Raw genomic sequence first — 14,883 nt, forward strand, 5'->3', positions numbered from 1 at the left:
AACACCAAATCCTGAAGCAAGCATACAATAGACATCTCTAGTAGAGGAAATCAACAAAGCAACGCTGTTACCCAGAAATGAATATCAAAAAAACGGATGAAGTCGGAATCAATCCGAAACCGCACTTTTTATTTCGGGTGTCTGCATGCAAAAAAACACACCCGGATCGTCTGGAAAATCTCAACAATCCGGGTGCAGATCTTCTTTAATACATTTTTTTGCGTCTGTCTTCCTCAGTCAAAAATTCAACAAAACTCCGCATCGCAAAAGGCTCTTCCTTTATTTGTCGTGCGTAGGAGCTTTTCCGCTCTTCTGAAAGGATTTCGCTCTTTTTGATCCTGTTCAGCATATAGATGTGAACCGTTTTTTGGATTTGTTTATGCTGATAGCCTGCCTCTTTAAAAAATGCGAGCCCGAGCGCCGCCAAAAGGGCGAATATGCCTGCGCTGATCAGGGACTCCCTGTCAGCTGAAGCATGAAATAGAAAAGCAGCTAAATTAAAGAGAGAGAATGCAGCAAGCGGAATAGCAAGAAAACGGTAAATGACGGTTTTTTTCATGAAAGGCTGTACGGCCTTTTGAATTTTTTGCATTTCTGTTTTGATGAACCCCGGCATTTGTTCGACTCTATAAAAGTTCATGTAATCCTCCCCCTTTATTTGATGTTTCAAGCTTCACGAACGTTATCATATGTGTTTATTTTAACGCAGGTGCAAGCTGGTTTTAAAGAAATCTGCCCGTATTTTTCACGAAGAATCTGGATCGCCGCTCTTTATTCTTTTAAAATGTGAGTGTTATAATTTGTAATGGGAATCAGATCACTGTTATTCATGGAATACTAATGGCAATCTTCTTGATAAATATGAATGAGCGGGGTTACAAAGTGAGTATTTCTTCCATCCTTTTATCACTTTTTTTCATTTTAAATATTCTTTTGGCCATCATTGTCATCTTCAAAGAACGGCGCGATGCCAGTGCATCTTGGGCGTGGCTGCTTGTTCTTTTCTTTATTCCCGTTTTAGGCTTTATTTTATACTTATTATTCGGCCATAATCTCAGACGCAAGCATTTGTTTCAATGGGAAGACCGGAAAAAGATTGGAATTGAAAGGCTGCTGAAACATCAGCTTGAAGATTTAGAAACCAAGCAATTTCAGTTTAACAACCGGGCAACCTTTGATAACAAAGATTTAATTTATATGCTGATTATGAATAACCATGCTGTGTTTACAGAGGATAATTCAGTTGACGTCATTACAGATGGACGGGATAAATTTCAGCGGCTGCTGAGTGACATTTCAAAGGCTAAGGATCATATCCATTTACAGTATTATATTTATAAAGGCGATGAATTAGGCAAAAAATTGCGGGACGCTCTCATCCAAAAGGCGAAAGAAGGTGTTCAGGTCAGAGTGCTTTATGATGAACTCGGGTCCCGAACGCTGAGAAAAAAGTTTTTTAAAGAGCTTCGCGAGGCTGGCGGGCATGTGGAGGTCTTTTTCCCGTCAAAGCTCAGGCCGATTAACCTGCGGCTGAATTACCGAAACCATCGAAAGCTTGTGATCATAGACGGAATGACCGGTTATGTCGGAGGCTTTAACGTCGGAGATGAGTATCTAGGGCTTAATCCGAAATTCGGTTATTGGCGGGATACGCATATCCGGCTGCAAGGAACGGCCGTGCACGCCATCCAAACACGATTCATCCTTGACTGGAACCAAGCTTCTCATCACCATACGCTGACATATATTCCAAATCACTTTCCTGATTACGGCCCAAAAGGCAACGTCGGGATGCAGATTGTCACAAGCGGCCCTGATTCGGAATGGGAACAAATTAAAAATGGCTACATCAAAATGATTTCAAACGCCAAGCGTTCCATTTTGATTCAAACACCTTATTTTATCCCAGATGCAAGCCTGTTGGATGCTTTAAGGATCGCTTGCCTTTCGGGCATTGACGTTAACATTATGATTCCGAACAAGCCTGATCATGCCTTTGTATACTGGGCAACACTTTCGTATATCGGCGATCTGCTGAAAGCCGGAGCCACTGTCTATATTTACGATAACGGCTTTATTCACGCGAAAACCATCGTGGTGGATGACGAAATCGCTTCAGTCGGCACAGCGAACATTGATGTCCGAAGCTTCAGGCTGAATTTTGAGGTTAATGCATTTATTTACGATATCACCATTGCTAAAAAACTGGTTTCGACTTTTAAAGAAGATTTGCTAGTATCCAGAAAATTCACCTATGAGGAGTATCTGCAGCGCCCGTTGTGGATTCGAATAAAAGAATCCGTCTCGCGGCTGTTGTCGCCGATCTTATAAGATGCGAAAACCCCCGGCCTTTACGGCCGGGGGTTTTCCTGATGGTCACAGTAAATGATGATCGCCTCCCGCAAAAAAGCGGCAAGACCTTCTCCATATTGATTGATTGAATCGGTAAATCGCTCGTCAGTGATATACACTTCCCCGAGTCCTCTGAAAATGTCGAGTGTGCAATCGTAATGATATTGGCAAATATGATCGCGAAATGCCCCCACAGCGGCCTGAACCTCTGCATCATCGGGCCCATGTATCATTCGCGCCGCAATTCGTCTGTAAATCGAATCAAATTCAGCCATGATTGTGCGCCAATCATCTGCCGAGTATGCAGATGTCCTTTTCTCTGTTTCTTCTGCGATTTCCTTACCATACAGCTTTCTGACTTCATCAGCGTATGTCTGCTGATGCTCTTCAATGTCTTTCATGCTTAATCCGGCAAATAAATCCCTCTTATTCATCGTTTCCCCTCCATCAACGGACAAAAGCGTCCTGTCAATTGTTTGAATCATCTCATCCATTCTTTGTTTTTTCTTCATCAATATCTCCTTTTGCAACTGAAGTGCCGCTTTCCGGTCAAAATTCGGATGATCCAGCATCTCTTTAATCTCATCCAGACGAAACCCGATTTCCTTGAAAAATAAAATCTGCTGCAGTCTTTCCAGGTCTGCGTCACTGTACAAACGATACCCAGCATCAGTAAGCGCTGAAGGATTCAGAAGCTCAATATTGTCATAGTGATGGAGCGTCCGAATGCTAACACCTGATATCTCCGCCACTTGTTTAACTTGATATTTCATACATAACACCTCCTCTTTTTTATCGTAAACAATCACGCAACGTTAGGGTCAATCCCCAAAATGTTATTTTCTATATACAAAACTTCTCACAAATAGTGTATAAAAGAAAAGTGAGTATTTTTTTGTAAAGGGGAGCCAGTATACATGAATCCTGAAACAATGAACAAAACCCTCATCAGTATTTCGAAATGGGGAAAAGCTACAGGCATTTTATTTATTATTATGGGCGCAATTACCGCGCTTTCAGGCGCGTTCATTTTTCTAATCGGTGCCGTGCCAGGCGTACTGCAAATTATTTCCGGTATCTTTTTGATGAGGTCAGCTAGGGAAGCAGGCCAAATGGCTGAACACAATAGCGGACAGTCTGAAGACTTAATGCTGGAGAATTACGCGAAATTCGTAAAGATGCAAGGGATTTATTTGATCGTAAGCATTGCTGTATCCATTCTTGCGATTATCGCCTTCTTCATCTTTTTAATGCTTGGGATTGCTGACGGCCTTTTCAGCGATACGTACAGCACTTATTAATGAGAAAAACCCGGAGCTGGCTCCGGGTTTTTTATTATTCCGCTTCGCTTACCACTGTGAAGCGTTCATTTTTGTGTTCGGGATGTTCAAGCTCGTCCAGTACAGCAATGGCATAATCTGCATAGCTGATATAGCTGTCGCCTTTTGCATTTACGATGACATTGTCTTTTCCTTTTTGGTAAGAGCCAGTCCGTTTTCCTGCCGGATCAAAAAATGCCGCAGGACTGAGGAACGTCCAGGAAATGGAGTCTGTCTGCTGCAAATCTTTCAGGTTCTCGCCTTGATTTGATGCAGTTGGCAAATATTCTTTCGGAAATTCCGGCGTATCCATTAAACGGGTTGTTTTGGCTTCATCAACAAACAGGCTTCCCGCTCCGCCAACAACAAGCAATCTTGTGTGCTTCGCGTCCTTTAAGATGCTGATGAGTGCTCTTCCTGCTTCAACATGAAGATGTTCTTGGCCGGGTGCTGCTCCAAAAGCGTTTACGACCGCGTCGAAAGGCTTGATGTCTTCCGCAGTAAGTTCAAACACATCTTTCTCCAAAACCGCTACGTCCTGCTCCTGCACTTTTGAAGCGTTTCTGACGATGGCTGTCACTTCATGGCCTCTTGTTTTCGCTTCTTTCAAAATCTCGTTTCCCGCTTTCCCGCTTGCGCCTATAATACCAATTTTCATTTTTCATTTCCTCCTTATTTGTAACAATTTTAGTTACATTTTAGCGGTGAGAAGTCATCCCTTTTGATTAAAAGAGATGATTCATAACATCTTTTAATGACTTGCTCGCCAGTTCATTTTCCATCGCTCTTTGCACACTTTCAAACGTTTCATCCAGAGCGTTCTGAATTTTTTTCCCTACCGGACATTTCGGATTCGGGTTTTCATGAACCGCAAAGAGTTCTTCTTGCTTTTGGACAGCCCGGTACACTTCTAAAAGAGAAATATCAGCAGGATCTTTTTTAAGGCTTGCACCCGGCACCCCTGCGCGTGATGTGAGAATATCAGCTTTTTTCAGCAGGCTGATCATTCTTCGCACGACTACTGGATTCGTGTTGACACTGTCTGCAATGATTTCTGAAGATGTTTTTTCATCCATCGAGATGAGGGATAAAATATGAATGGCAACAGCAAGACGGCTGTTAATCATGTTTTTTCACCACCGTTGTAACTATAATAGTTACATTTGATTCGTTTGTCAACATCTAATATACACTAAATACACGGGTTTTGTGCACCGTTTTTAGTCAATAGAACGGCCGGATGCACTCCGGCCGCGTCTTATCAAAATAAGAAATATCTTTGTCCAAGTGGGACATAATCGACAGGCTGGCAAGACAATTCCTCCCCGTCAGCAAAGACCTGATAGGTTTTTGGATCAATCTCAATCTTCGGCAAAGCCGAATTCAGCTTCATATCCAGCTTGCTCAGCTTTCTGATATTTTTGACTGGAGAAATCCCTTTTTCCAGCCCTAAGCTTTCCGCCACACCACGCTCTATGCTTGCCTGAGACATAAATGTAATCGAGGTTGAGCGGTTGGCTTTTCCGTAAGACGCATACATTTGGCGCATGAAAACCGGTTCAGGAGTCGGGATGGACGCGTTCGGATCTCCCATTTGCGCACGTGCAATCATGCCGCCCTTTAAGACCAGTTCCGGTTTTACGCCGAAAAATACCGGGTCCCACAGAACGAGATCAGCAAGCTTCCCTTTTTCCACCGAGCCGACTTCATGGCTGAGCCCGTGCGTAATTGCCGGATTAATCGTGTATTTGGCAATGTACCTTTTTGCGCGCACATTGTCATTACCGTTTTCACCGGCAAGAGCGCCGCGCTGTTTTTTCATTTTATCGGCTACCTGCCATGTTCGGATGATCACTTCACCGACCCGTCCCATCGCTTGGGAATCCGATGATGTCATGCTGATCGCACCGATATCATGGAGAATATCCTCCGCGGCAATCGTCGCCGCCCTGATTCTGGAATGGCTGAACGCCACATCTTCAGGCACTTTCGCATCTAAATGGTGGCAGACCATCATCATGTCAAGATGCTCATCCATCGTATTAACGGTATAAGGAATGGTTGGCGTTGTAGATGACGGCAGAATGTTCGCGTAAGAAGCGAGCTTCATAATATCCGGGGCATGGCCGCCGCCTGCACCTTCAATGTGATAAGTATGAATGACCCGGTCCCCGATCGCGTCGAGCGTGTTTTCCAAAAAGCCCGCTTCGTTAATCGTATCGGTATGGATGGCAACTTGAATATCAGCCTCGTCCACGACTTCCATACACGTTTTAATGGCGCTTGGCGTCGTGCCCCAGTCTTCATGAAGCTTAAGGCCGATGGCGCCTGCTTCCACCTGCTCGATCAGCGGCGCTTTATCGGATGCATTCCCTTTTCCTAAGAAGCCGACATTGATCGGAAACTCCTCGGCCGCTTCCAGCATCCTCGCCATATACCACGCCCCGGACGTACATGTTGTCGCTTTGCTTCCTGTAGCGGGTCCTGTTCCGCCTCCCAAAAGGGTCGTCACACCTGAAGAAAGCGCAACTTCCATCTGCTGAGGACAAATAAAATGAATGTGCGTGTCCACTCCCCCGGCTGTTAAAATTTTGCCTTCACCGGAAATCACCTCTGTCCCCGCTCCGATGACCATGTGCGGATCGACTCCATCCATGATATCAGGATTTCCGCTTTTTCCGACACCGACAATCCGGCCGTCTTTCACACCGACATCCGCTTTGACAATGCCTGTGTAATCCAATAGCACGACGTTGGTGATAACCAAATCCAAAGCGCCGTCCTTCCCTGTGATTCTGCCGTTTTGGCCCATGCCGTCGCGGATTGTTTTTCCGCCGCCAAAGATCATTTCTTCACCATATACTGTGAAATCCTTTTCGACTTCGATCCATAAATCCGTGTCACCCAATCTGATTTTATCGCCCGTTGTCGGGCCAAACAGCTCCGCATATTCCTCCCGTGACATTTTCATCGGATTACACCCTCCATCCAGCCGGCTTGTTTTAAGTTGGCCAACGTTTTTTCTTTGCCGCGTTCATCGATAAACGTGTCGGCCATTCCGTTCAGCCCTCTAATTGTCTTGCGTCCTCTGATTTCCACTAGTGAGACCGTTTTCTGCTCTCCCGGCTCAAAACGGACCGACGTGCCTGATGGAACATCAAGACGCATGCCGATCGCCAGCTCACGGTCAAATAATAAAGCCCCGTTGGCCTCCGCAAAATGAAAATGCGAACCGACTTGAATGGAGCGTGATCCGGTGTTTTTTACCGTTACCTCCCGTATCTCACGGCCTTCATTAATCGTAATGGTTCCCTCAGCAATTTGAAATGCTCCCGGCTTCATGACTTCACCTCCGCAGAAATTGGCTGATGTACCGTAACAAGCTTTACACCATCCGGAAATGTGGCCTCCACCTGAATGCTGTCCAGCATCTCAGGCACACCCCCCATCACATCTTTTTCCGTTAATACATGGCGGCCGGCTTCCATCAGCTCTGCTACTCCCTTCCCATCACGTGCGCCTTCCATAATAAAGCAGGTGATATAAGCAGCAGCCTCAGGATAGTTCAGCAGAACGCCCCGCGCCTTTCGCTGTTTGGCTAATTCCCCCGCTGCAAAAATGAGCAATTTTTCTTGTTCAACCGGTGTCAGTTTCATCTGTAGTCCTCCTTCTTTTGTCATATAAAGCAGATGCGGCTACTACGAATTTGCGGAACAGTCAGGCGGGACATCACCTCCCTTTCTTCGAGAATGGGGGTCATACGGTAAGATGCCTTTCAAAGCGGCATGCCGTTTCTTTAGGCCTTCCCATGGTAACAGCCGTTCCCCTGTCGATCACAGAAAGATAGTCAGCACAGATTAACGCGTTTTCCAGACTGCGCCCGACTAAGATAACAGAAATGTCTTTTTTTCTGGAAATTTCTATAATAACTTGTCTGACTAGTTCGACAATTAAAATCTGAATTCCTCCCAATTGTTCATTAAGTAAAATATTTTTCAGATTTACCATCAGCGCTCTGGTGATTGCAAGCTGCTGCTGTTGGCCGCCTTTTCGTTTTGAACAAACGTTTGATTAAAATAAATAGCCCCCCTGTTTAGCCGGAGTCGGCCTAATACAGCAACAATCTGCCCCGGGTGAACCTCTATGCTAAGGCTGTGCTAAACCATCGATTGGTCATAACCAGACGTTACATTCCTGATGGCAGCCTGTTGTTTTGCTCCGCAACCGGAAGCATGGCATGCAGGCCAGTCTGAGGCGCCGTCCTCCACAATACCTAGAACCCGACTATTGCCATTAACTCCGTATCATGGACGGTCACTTCGCTGATCGCCACCGTTCCTCTTAACGAGTGAAGAATTCCGGTCTTCACTGAATCCCCGCTTGTGTCGATATCAACTGTTTTTTCGCACTCCCGTGGCTTCCGACACTTTCTTCGGTGCAGTACATTCCGTCATCAAAACCCCTTTGTTTGATTTCTTCAAATGATGTTATAAAAGTTTACAACTTATGTCATCATTATATAGAAGAGGCCTATTAATTCAAAGAATATTTAAAAAATTTAGTTACCTTGACCAAATCAGCTTCTTTTTTTGTTATATTTATTCACATCAGAAAAAGCGAAAAAAAAAAAAGACAAGAAACATTTCGTTTCCTGCCTCTTCCGTACGATTAATCTTTATCTGAAAATTTATCCTTGGCTTTCCCGATATCCTTTTGGATTTCGCCTTTTGCCTTATCTTTTTTGCCTTCAGCCTGCATGTCCGTTCTGTCAGCCATATCTCCGACTTTATCCTTCACTTCTCCTTTGGCTTTATTAAAGCCGCCCTTCATTTTGTCTTTTACACTATCGTTACCCATGTTAATTCTCCCCTCTCAATTATGTGTGTACTTGTTACCTTCCCGATCTGAGAGGCATTAAACATTCTAATGTTATTTATCGATTTCGTAGCGCTCTCCGTAACGGAGCACCTTGTATATCGCCAGCCCGTCTGATGACTTTTTCTCTGAATATCGGACCGGCAGCAGGGCAAAAAACACATAATACGTAGAAAAATAGACAAACTGATAGAAAAACACATTCGGCTTTAATACACTGTGTATAATCAGCAGATTGATTGCAAAAATCGTGATGAGGTTAAACAAGCAGCCCCCTGCATACACGAGTGCATTTGAGCATCGATTGTCAATTTTCAACTCCCCGTACCGGCAAAAAGAATCGATAAAATAAATCGTTCTGAACCGTATGGGTCCAATTTTAAGCAGCGTTTTTCCCATGCCTATATCCAACGATCCTTTTCCGCCAAAAATAAAAGCCATAAAGCTGTGCCCTGAAACATGTATAATCTGTACAAGCGGCAAAACAATGAGGAAAGACCACAGAAACTTCACCATATCATTAAAACCAAACATTGAATTCCCCCTCACGTGCAGATGCATCCCAAAACGGCTTTTGTTCAAAAAACAGTGCTGTAGCGATTTTTCCTGTTCTCCCCGGAAATAAACGTTCCGATGCTCCCCTTTTTTTGCATAAAAAAAAACCATCTGCCAGCAGATGGTTTTGTCTCATACTTCATATAAACAATCGTTCCTTTGAATCATCTCTCTCATGCTGACCGCTTTTTCATAAAAATACACCGCTTCTTTATATTGTTCGCGATGACTGAAATAAGAGGCAGCATCTAAAGCAAATTCTTCAATATATACATACAGGCCCTTTTCTTCCATATAATCAAATACTTCTTGAATCATATCCAAATTGACAGATTCCACATATAATGCCTGCAGAAATTTATATTTTGCCAGACTGAAGAAGTCGTTTCGTTTTTGGGCAATGGCAATCCCTTTTTCATAGTACCGTATCGCGGCTTCGCTATCTTGTTTTTTGAAAAGAACGCGAGTCAGGCTGAAGAGCGCTTTTGGAAGCTGTTCCAGCTGATAATCCTCGAAGACAGGAAGCGCTTTTTCAAAGTATTCGGCGGCCTGATCCAGCTCCCCCTTGTCATCATAGCAATTCCCGATATTATAAAGGGCTGATCCGATCAAACGGGGCTGTCCTTCCAATAAAGCAAGGCGATACGCGTCATCTAAATGTTCAAGCGCTTTTTCATAATTTCTGTAGTCAATGTAGTTTCCTGATATGACGAAATGGCATTGAATTCTTCTGACTCTGTAAAAATCGTGAGCCTTATACGTCTCCAGCGCCTGTACGGCATGGTTCATGGAAAAGTGCGTCTGCTTCATAATATAAAAGACTTCCGCCACTTTAAAATGAAATTCCGCTCTTTCAATTTCATCTTCTACAAACGCAAGCATCTTCTCAGCTTTCCGATAAAAGGATATAGCCGAGATGTAATTGTTCTGTTCAAATTCGTACATTCCTCTAAACAAGTGAAAATAATACTCAGATAATCCGGAGATGCTGTCCTGATTGCTTTCCAGCGTTTTGATCAATTCACGATATTGAAGCTGAGATTCCTCGTGCAGGTCAGGCTTTACATAATCCAGCATAATTTGGTGCCGGTAGCTGATCAGCTGATAATACAGGAGAAGCAGCTGATCCTCTTCCATCTGTTCGATATCTAGATCAATTTCTTCTTTCAGCTTTACGGCATCAGCCACTTGAAATGCTAAAATGTGCTTATACCACTTATTGATTTTCACTCCTACTTGAGATGACGGGATCTCGTACGCGGCCATGCCCCTCCAACCCTTTCTATTTTCTAATTGGTTATATTTTATCATAATGTATGGCTTTGGAATTAAATTTTCTTACAATGATTCCTTCTTTATGCCTATCCTTATATATTTCGGTTTTTCTACGTATTTTTTGCACTCGGATTCTAATAAAAAAGCTTACCGGACAGTGCCGATAAGCTTTTGACTTCAAATTAACCGCCAATATAAGACATTTCCACTTTCTTTTTGCCAGATGCTTTTGATAGCGTACGATCGACTGAATACTGATCGATCCGATTTTTCCATACTGTCCCGATCATTTCTGATAGTTCGTCATCACTTAATTCCTGGCGAACCGGAGCTCTGAGGTCAAATCCGCTTGAAGCGAATAAGCAGGTAAACAGCTCTCCTCTCGCAGAAAGACGGGCTCTGTTGCAAGATCCGCAGAATGCATCAGATACAGATGATATGACGCCGATTTCTCCGGAGCCGTCCAAGTAGCGGAATCTGGAAGCCACTTCGCCTATATAATTAGGCGCTATCGGCTCAACAGGCATGTGTTCATTGATCAAATCTATGATTTCCGCCTTTGTCATGACGTCTTTTTTTTCCCATTGGTTGGTGTTGCCTACGTCCATAAATTCAATGAATCTCAGGATATGCCCTTTTTCTTTAAAATAACGGGCCATAGGCAGTATATCTTTTTCATTGACGCCCTTTTGAACGACCATATTGATTTTAACACCGAGCCCCGCTTGCTTCGCCGCTTCAATGCCTTCCAGCACCTTGCTGACAGAAACACCGCGCCCGTTTATCTTCTTAAAACGCTCGTCTTCTAAAGAATCAAGGCTGATCGTAACCCTTTTCAGCCCAGCCTCCTTGAGCCTCTTAGCATAAACAGGCAGCAGTGATCCGTTTGTCGTCATCGCGATGTCACGAATACCCGGTATGCGGGCCAGTTTTTTGATTAATTCCGGCATATCCTTTCTCATGAGGGGCTCTCCGCCGGTCAAGCGGATTTTTTCAACGCCAAATCTTGTGACAAACAATGTCGCAAGCCGTTCCAGCTCCTCAAATGAAAGCAGCTCCTCTTTCTTTAAAAAAGGATAATCCGGGCCGAATAATTCGGCGGGCATACAGTACGTGCATCGGAAGTTGCAGCGGTCTGTAACAGAAATGCGAAGGTCTCTCAGCGGTCTGTTTCTTTTATCCAACATCTGACGCGACTCTGTAATCATAGCTACAGCCCCTTCCTACTCCCTGATTCTCTCAGGGTGTGTATATACATTAAATGATCCGTTTCTGACAAATCCAATCGCTGTGATATTCAATTCTTCAGCCATTTGAATCGCAAGCTCCGTCGGGGCCGACTTGGAAATGACAATCGACACGCCGATTTTGGCCGCTTTTAACAGGACCTCTGATGAGATTCTGCCGCTGAACACAATCAGTTTGTCGCGTACGGACATCCCGTTTAGAAGGCAGTGTCCGTATAGTTTATCAAGTGCGTTGTGCCGACCGATATCGGTGCGCATCAACAGAAGCTTCTCTGTGTCGCAAAGCGCCGCATTATGGACGCCTCCCGTATCCTGAAACGTCCCGCTCCCTTGCTGCATGTCTTTCATAAGCGCCAGACATGCCTCAGGCGATATCTTGATTTGGCTGACAGCCGTCTTGGCTGTTTTGACATCCTGCTGAAAATAAAAATGACGGCCCTTTCCGCAGCATGAGCCGATCACCCGTTTCGTATAATCCTTTTGATCCAATGTCTCAGGGTGAACGAGGTCGACATATACAAAACCGAGACTTTCATCTATTGTAAACCTTTTAATTTCTTTTTGAAATCGTATAACACCCTCTGATGCGAGAAATCCGATGACAAGCTCTTCGATATGCTCAGGCGTACAAACGAGCGTCACAAATTCACTGCCATTCAGTATCACTGTCAAAGGGAATTCCGTCACCATCCGGTCTTCTACTTTGCTTATTTCCCCTTGTTCATAGCGCCATACATCCCTGACCGCAGTTACTTTATCGTTCAATGTCTCTTCCCCTCCGCAATGTTCCTGCCTTTATATTTTTTCACACTCCTCGGATTTTGTCGAATTCTGAGACACAAAAAGAGCCCTCTATATAAAGGGCTTTCACAGGATGTGATGACGGCGGTGTTTAGGCAGGACGCCTAAGCATTTAGCCGCCGTTCCTTTTACCAATGTGCATTGACAACGAACGCGGGGTTTGTCGACACGCTGACACACCTCTGTATAAAGGACTCTATGTTTGATTATGCTGATTCTTTTTCAGAACCGTAAACAGCACAATAGCTGCGATCAAGGTGAGAATGCTGACAAAAAAGAAGGCTGCCAGTTTTAGAAGAACACCAAGCAATATGAATGCAACGGTGGCTATAAGAAAAATCATTCCGAATAATTTCATATGTTCAACCCCTTTTTAGGGTATCATTCCCGGCCAAATTGTTTTTAAACCAATAAAATAAGGCGCCTTGGGGAGCGCCTGATCTTTAGGTTCCTTACTCAGTAAATTTTTGTGCTTCTTTTTCCCAAGCCTGTTCGAACTCATCCGCACTGTTCGCTGAAATATATTCTCCGCCGCCAGCGACAGCTGCTTGTTTCATCTCTTCATTACCCTTGACATCAAAGTTGAAGCCAATGATGTTTACAATCGTATCCACATTTGATGCACGGAGCTTTTCGATTTCTGCCGCAGGGTCTCCGCCGCACGTTTCTTCACCGTCAGTGATTAAATACACCACGTTTTTCCCGTCTGCGTCAAATGCTTCAAATTCTTTTCTTGTGTCTGCAAGTGCTTTGGCAATCGGTGTCCATCCAGTCGGCTTGAGCTCACTCAATGAATTGTCAAACAGAGACCCTTCATATGGATGAAGGCCGTAAATGGTTTCCGTCGTACTGCACGAAAGGGCTTTACCGGACAGTTTATTGTTCCCTGCATGCCCGAAAACGCGAAGCATAAGATTTGTATCCTTCGGAAGAAGTTCGGCAAAAGATTTTACTGATTTTTTGGCAATGTCTATTTTGCGCTCTCCTCCTGTTTTTTGAACCATGCTTCCGCTTCCGTCAAACAAAACAGCTACATTTGTATCAGCCTGTTTCTCAGCGGCAAAAGACGGGGAGGCAATGGAAACAGTCAACAATCCAATGATACCGGCAGCCAGCAATTTTTTCATATGATTACTTCCTTTCTTTTTCATATTTTCCAACTATATGTTGGATTCTTCTTTATGCTAGAATACGAAAATGCAAAAAGATATAGGACATGCTGCCTTTTGTGCTGCTTTCACGATCTGTCCAAAATCGCTTGAAATACCGTTCATTTTTAGCCATTTCCGCCCAGAAAGCATAAACAGATTGTGTGATCATTCATTCTTTTTTCGCCTTGATTATGACAGAAAAACGGAAATCTGCTACTATGCTACAGGCAGACAGCTAATTAGTTTTGAAGTTTTTGTTACATACAAAAAGAGGCTGACCATCACCAGCCTCTTTTTTCTTATTTAGATAACATTAGTGATTGCTGAGTGAAAATTTTCTCAACATCTTTTTGGGTATAAGCCGGGAAGTATTCACCGCCGCCTACTTTCGCAATTGCGTTCAGCTGGCCTTTGTATCCCTCTTTATAATCAAAGCCGATCACATTAACAGTGATATTGTCTTTTTGCAGTTCCTTTGCTGTTTTAATCGGGTTTCCTCCGCACGTTTCCTCACCGTCTGTCAACAGATACACCACTTTTTCCCCTTTTGCATCAAGCTGGTCAAAAGAAGATTTCGCCTCGTTCAGCGCTTTGGCAATTGGCGTCCAGCCAGTCGGCCCAATTGTATTGAGAGAATTGAGGAAGCTTTGCTCGTTAAAGCTTTGGAAGCCGTATACGTTGCGAATGGCTTCACATGACTGAACTTTTCCGGAATTTTTATTGTTTCCTTCAGAGCCAAACACGCTCATTTTCACCTGAGTTCCTTCTGGCAATGAGCTCGCAAACTTTGAAATTTCTTTTTTGGCTGAATTAAATTTAGATACACCATCTATTCTTTTCGCCATACTTCCGCTGGCATCAAGCAAGACCGCCACGTTCGCCGGCGCTTTAGCCTCCGTTTCTGTCTTTTCAGCTGCAAAAGCAGGTGAAGTTAATCCAAAAAGCAATCCTGTCATCATGATCAGTGAAAATCTTTTCTTCATGTTCGTACCCCTTTACCAATTTGTTTCTGCGTGCAGATGTTCAACGCTGAACATAATCTATCGTAATCAACAAAAACCGAGAAATAAATAGGGCGGGCTTCCCCATTGCTGTTGTTTACTTTTGCATAGAAACCTATGTTTTTATTAGTGATTTCCACCTAACGCCCCTATGAAAAGAGAAGATTGTCCGCCTTTCGACTTTCGTTATATGAGTCTGTCGAAGTCTGTCGACAAATGTGGATGACTTTACCACAATCTCAAAGCCTGAAATCAGGAAAAAAGGACTGATCCTTAAAGACGGTCAGAAGCTCCTCTAAACCGTTTC

The 14,883-nt window shown here is 43.9% G+C and carries 19 protein-coding genes and 2 pseudogenes; 3 read left to right on the top strand and 18 right to left on the bottom strand.

What is annotated here, in order from left to right; all coding sequences use genetic code 11:
* The first annotated feature begins 77 nt into the window (after positions 1 to 77).
* Positions 78 to 209: a hypothetical protein gene (locus tag NSQ83_RS19280; RefSeq protein WP_003227748.1), complete on the top strand. Its 132-nt coding sequence runs from the start codon at positions 78 to 80 to the stop codon at positions 207 to 209.
* Here NSQ83_RS19280 and NSQ83_RS19285 read toward each other — a convergent pair.
* The gene (locus NSQ83_RS19285) at positions 206 to 640 is read right to left on the bottom strand and encodes a DUF5392 family protein (RefSeq protein WP_003244359.1); all 435 of its coding nucleotides are present in this window, start codon (positions 638 to 640) and stop codon (positions 206 to 208) included. The two genes, NSQ83_RS19280 and NSQ83_RS19285, sit on opposite strands and share 4 nt — an antisense overlap.
* A 242-nt stretch (positions 641 to 882) precedes the next feature.
* Here NSQ83_RS19285 and cls point away from each other — a divergent pair, with 242 nt between their 5' ends.
* On the top strand, positions 883 to 2,331 hold the full coding sequence (gene cls, locus NSQ83_RS19290; RefSeq protein WP_003243311.1) for a cardiolipin synthase: 1,449 nt from the start codon (positions 883 to 885) through the stop codon (positions 2,329 to 2,331).
* 20 nt (positions 2,332 to 2,351) lie between these two features.
* Here the strand turns inward: cls and mta are convergent, their stop codons facing one another.
* On the bottom strand, positions 2,352 to 3,125 hold the full coding sequence (mta, locus tag NSQ83_RS19295) for a transcriptional activator Mta (RefSeq protein WP_198878437.1): 774 nt from the start codon (positions 3,123 to 3,125) through the stop codon (positions 2,352 to 2,354).
* Between the two features lie 144 nt (positions 3,126 to 3,269).
* On the opposite strand from mta, the gene NSQ83_RS19300 reads away from it, so the two are divergent.
* The gene (locus NSQ83_RS19300; RefSeq protein ID WP_014478231.1) at positions 3,270 to 3,653 is read left to right on the top strand and encodes a DUF5362 family protein; all 384 of its coding nucleotides are present in this window, start codon (positions 3,270 to 3,272) and stop codon (positions 3,651 to 3,653) included.
* A 34-nt stretch (positions 3,654 to 3,687) separates the two neighbouring features.
* On the opposite strand, the gene NSQ83_RS19305 is transcribed toward NSQ83_RS19300, so the two are convergent.
* The 16 genes and pseudogenes from NSQ83_RS19305 to NSQ83_RS19380 all read right to left on the bottom strand — a co-directional run bounded on the left by NSQ83_RS19305 (position 3,688) and on the right by NSQ83_RS19380 (position 14,558).
* Positions 3,688 to 4,329, bottom strand: coding sequence for an NAD(P)-dependent oxidoreductase (locus tag NSQ83_RS19305; RefSeq protein WP_015714860.1), 642 nt, complete (start codon positions 4,327 to 4,329; stop codon positions 3,688 to 3,690).
* Positions 4,330 to 4,396: 67 nt separating this feature from the next.
* On the bottom strand, positions 4,397 to 4,798 hold the full coding sequence (locus NSQ83_RS19310) for an Rrf2 family transcriptional regulator (RefSeq protein ID WP_003227734.1): 402 nt from the start codon (positions 4,796 to 4,798) through the stop codon (positions 4,397 to 4,399).
* Between the two features lie 134 nt (positions 4,799 to 4,932).
* Positions 4,933 to 6,642 (bottom strand): urease subunit alpha, encoded by a 1,710-nt coding sequence (ureC, locus tag NSQ83_RS19315; protein WP_198878436.1) that lies wholly within the window; start codon positions 6,640 to 6,642, stop codon positions 4,933 to 4,935.
* Positions 6,639 to 7,013 (bottom strand): urease subunit beta, encoded by a 375-nt coding sequence (ureB, locus tag NSQ83_RS19320; RefSeq protein WP_003227726.1) that lies wholly within the window; start codon positions 7,011 to 7,013, stop codon positions 6,639 to 6,641. The genes ureC and ureB overlap by 4 nt, the downstream gene beginning before the upstream one ends.
* Positions 7,010 to 7,327: an urease subunit gamma gene (ureA, locus tag NSQ83_RS19325; RefSeq protein ID WP_198878435.1), complete on the bottom strand. Its 318-nt coding sequence runs from the start codon at positions 7,325 to 7,327 to the stop codon at positions 7,010 to 7,012. Before ureA ends, ureB begins: the two co-directional genes overlap by 4 nt.
* 191 nt (positions 7,328 to 7,518) lie before the next feature.
* Positions 7,519 to 7,679 (bottom strand): annotated as a pseudogene (locus NSQ83_RS19330) (hypothetical protein).
* A 233-nt stretch (positions 7,680 to 7,912) separates the two neighbouring features.
* Positions 7,913 to 8,125 (bottom strand): annotated as a pseudogene (locus tag NSQ83_RS19335) (urea ABC transporter substrate-binding protein); the annotation flags it as partial.
* A 214-nt stretch (positions 8,126 to 8,339) separates the two neighbouring features.
* Positions 8,340 to 8,528 (bottom strand): stress response protein CsbD, encoded by a 189-nt coding sequence (csbD, locus tag NSQ83_RS19340; protein WP_003227718.1) that lies wholly within the window; start codon positions 8,526 to 8,528, stop codon positions 8,340 to 8,342.
* Positions 8,529 to 8,600: 72 nt separating this feature from the next.
* Complete coding sequence (locus NSQ83_RS19345; protein ID WP_198878434.1) at positions 8,601 to 9,080, bottom strand: hypothetical protein; 480 nt, start codon at positions 9,078 to 9,080, stop codon at positions 8,601 to 8,603.
* Positions 9,081 to 9,233: 153 nt separating this feature from the next.
* On the bottom strand, positions 9,234 to 10,367 hold the full coding sequence (rapB, locus tag NSQ83_RS19350; RefSeq protein WP_015251020.1) for a response regulator aspartate phosphatase RapB: 1,134 nt from the start codon (positions 10,365 to 10,367) through the stop codon (positions 9,234 to 9,236).
* A gap of 191 nt (positions 10,368 to 10,558) precedes the next feature.
* Positions 10,559 to 11,584, bottom strand: coding sequence for a GTP 3',8-cyclase MoaA (gene moaA / locus NSQ83_RS19355; RefSeq protein ID WP_015483814.1), 1,026 nt, complete (start codon positions 11,582 to 11,584; stop codon positions 10,559 to 10,561).
* A 15-nt stretch (positions 11,585 to 11,599) separates the two neighbouring features.
* Complete coding sequence (fdhD, locus tag NSQ83_RS19360; RefSeq protein WP_003227709.1) at positions 11,600 to 12,388, bottom strand: formate dehydrogenase accessory sulfurtransferase FdhD; 789 nt, start codon at positions 12,386 to 12,388, stop codon at positions 11,600 to 11,602.
* Between the two features lie 232 nt (positions 12,389 to 12,620).
* Positions 12,621 to 12,782 (bottom strand): hypothetical protein, encoded by a 162-nt coding sequence (locus NSQ83_RS19365; RefSeq protein ID WP_003227706.1) that lies wholly within the window; start codon positions 12,780 to 12,782, stop codon positions 12,621 to 12,623.
* A 94-nt stretch (positions 12,783 to 12,876) separates the two neighbouring features.
* The gene (locus NSQ83_RS19370; protein WP_003243553.1) at positions 12,877 to 13,551 is read right to left on the bottom strand and encodes a VWA domain-containing protein; all 675 of its coding nucleotides are present in this window, start codon (positions 13,549 to 13,551) and stop codon (positions 12,877 to 12,879) included.
* 52 nt (positions 13,552 to 13,603) lie between these two features.
* Positions 13,604 to 13,744 (bottom strand): hypothetical protein, encoded by a 141-nt coding sequence (locus NSQ83_RS19375; RefSeq protein WP_198878433.1) that lies wholly within the window; start codon positions 13,742 to 13,744, stop codon positions 13,604 to 13,606.
* A gap of 130 nt (positions 13,745 to 13,874) precedes the next feature.
* Positions 13,875 to 14,558: a VWA domain-containing protein gene (locus NSQ83_RS19380; protein WP_003227700.1), complete on the bottom strand. Its 684-nt coding sequence runs from the start codon at positions 14,556 to 14,558 to the stop codon at positions 13,875 to 13,877.
* Between the last annotated feature and the right edge of the window lie 325 nt (positions 14,559 to 14,883).

The organism is Bacillus sp. PS217, from assembly GCF_037963535.1.
Taxonomy (GTDB): domain Bacteria; phylum Bacillota; class Bacilli; order Bacillales; family Bacillaceae; genus Bacillus; species Bacillus subtilis.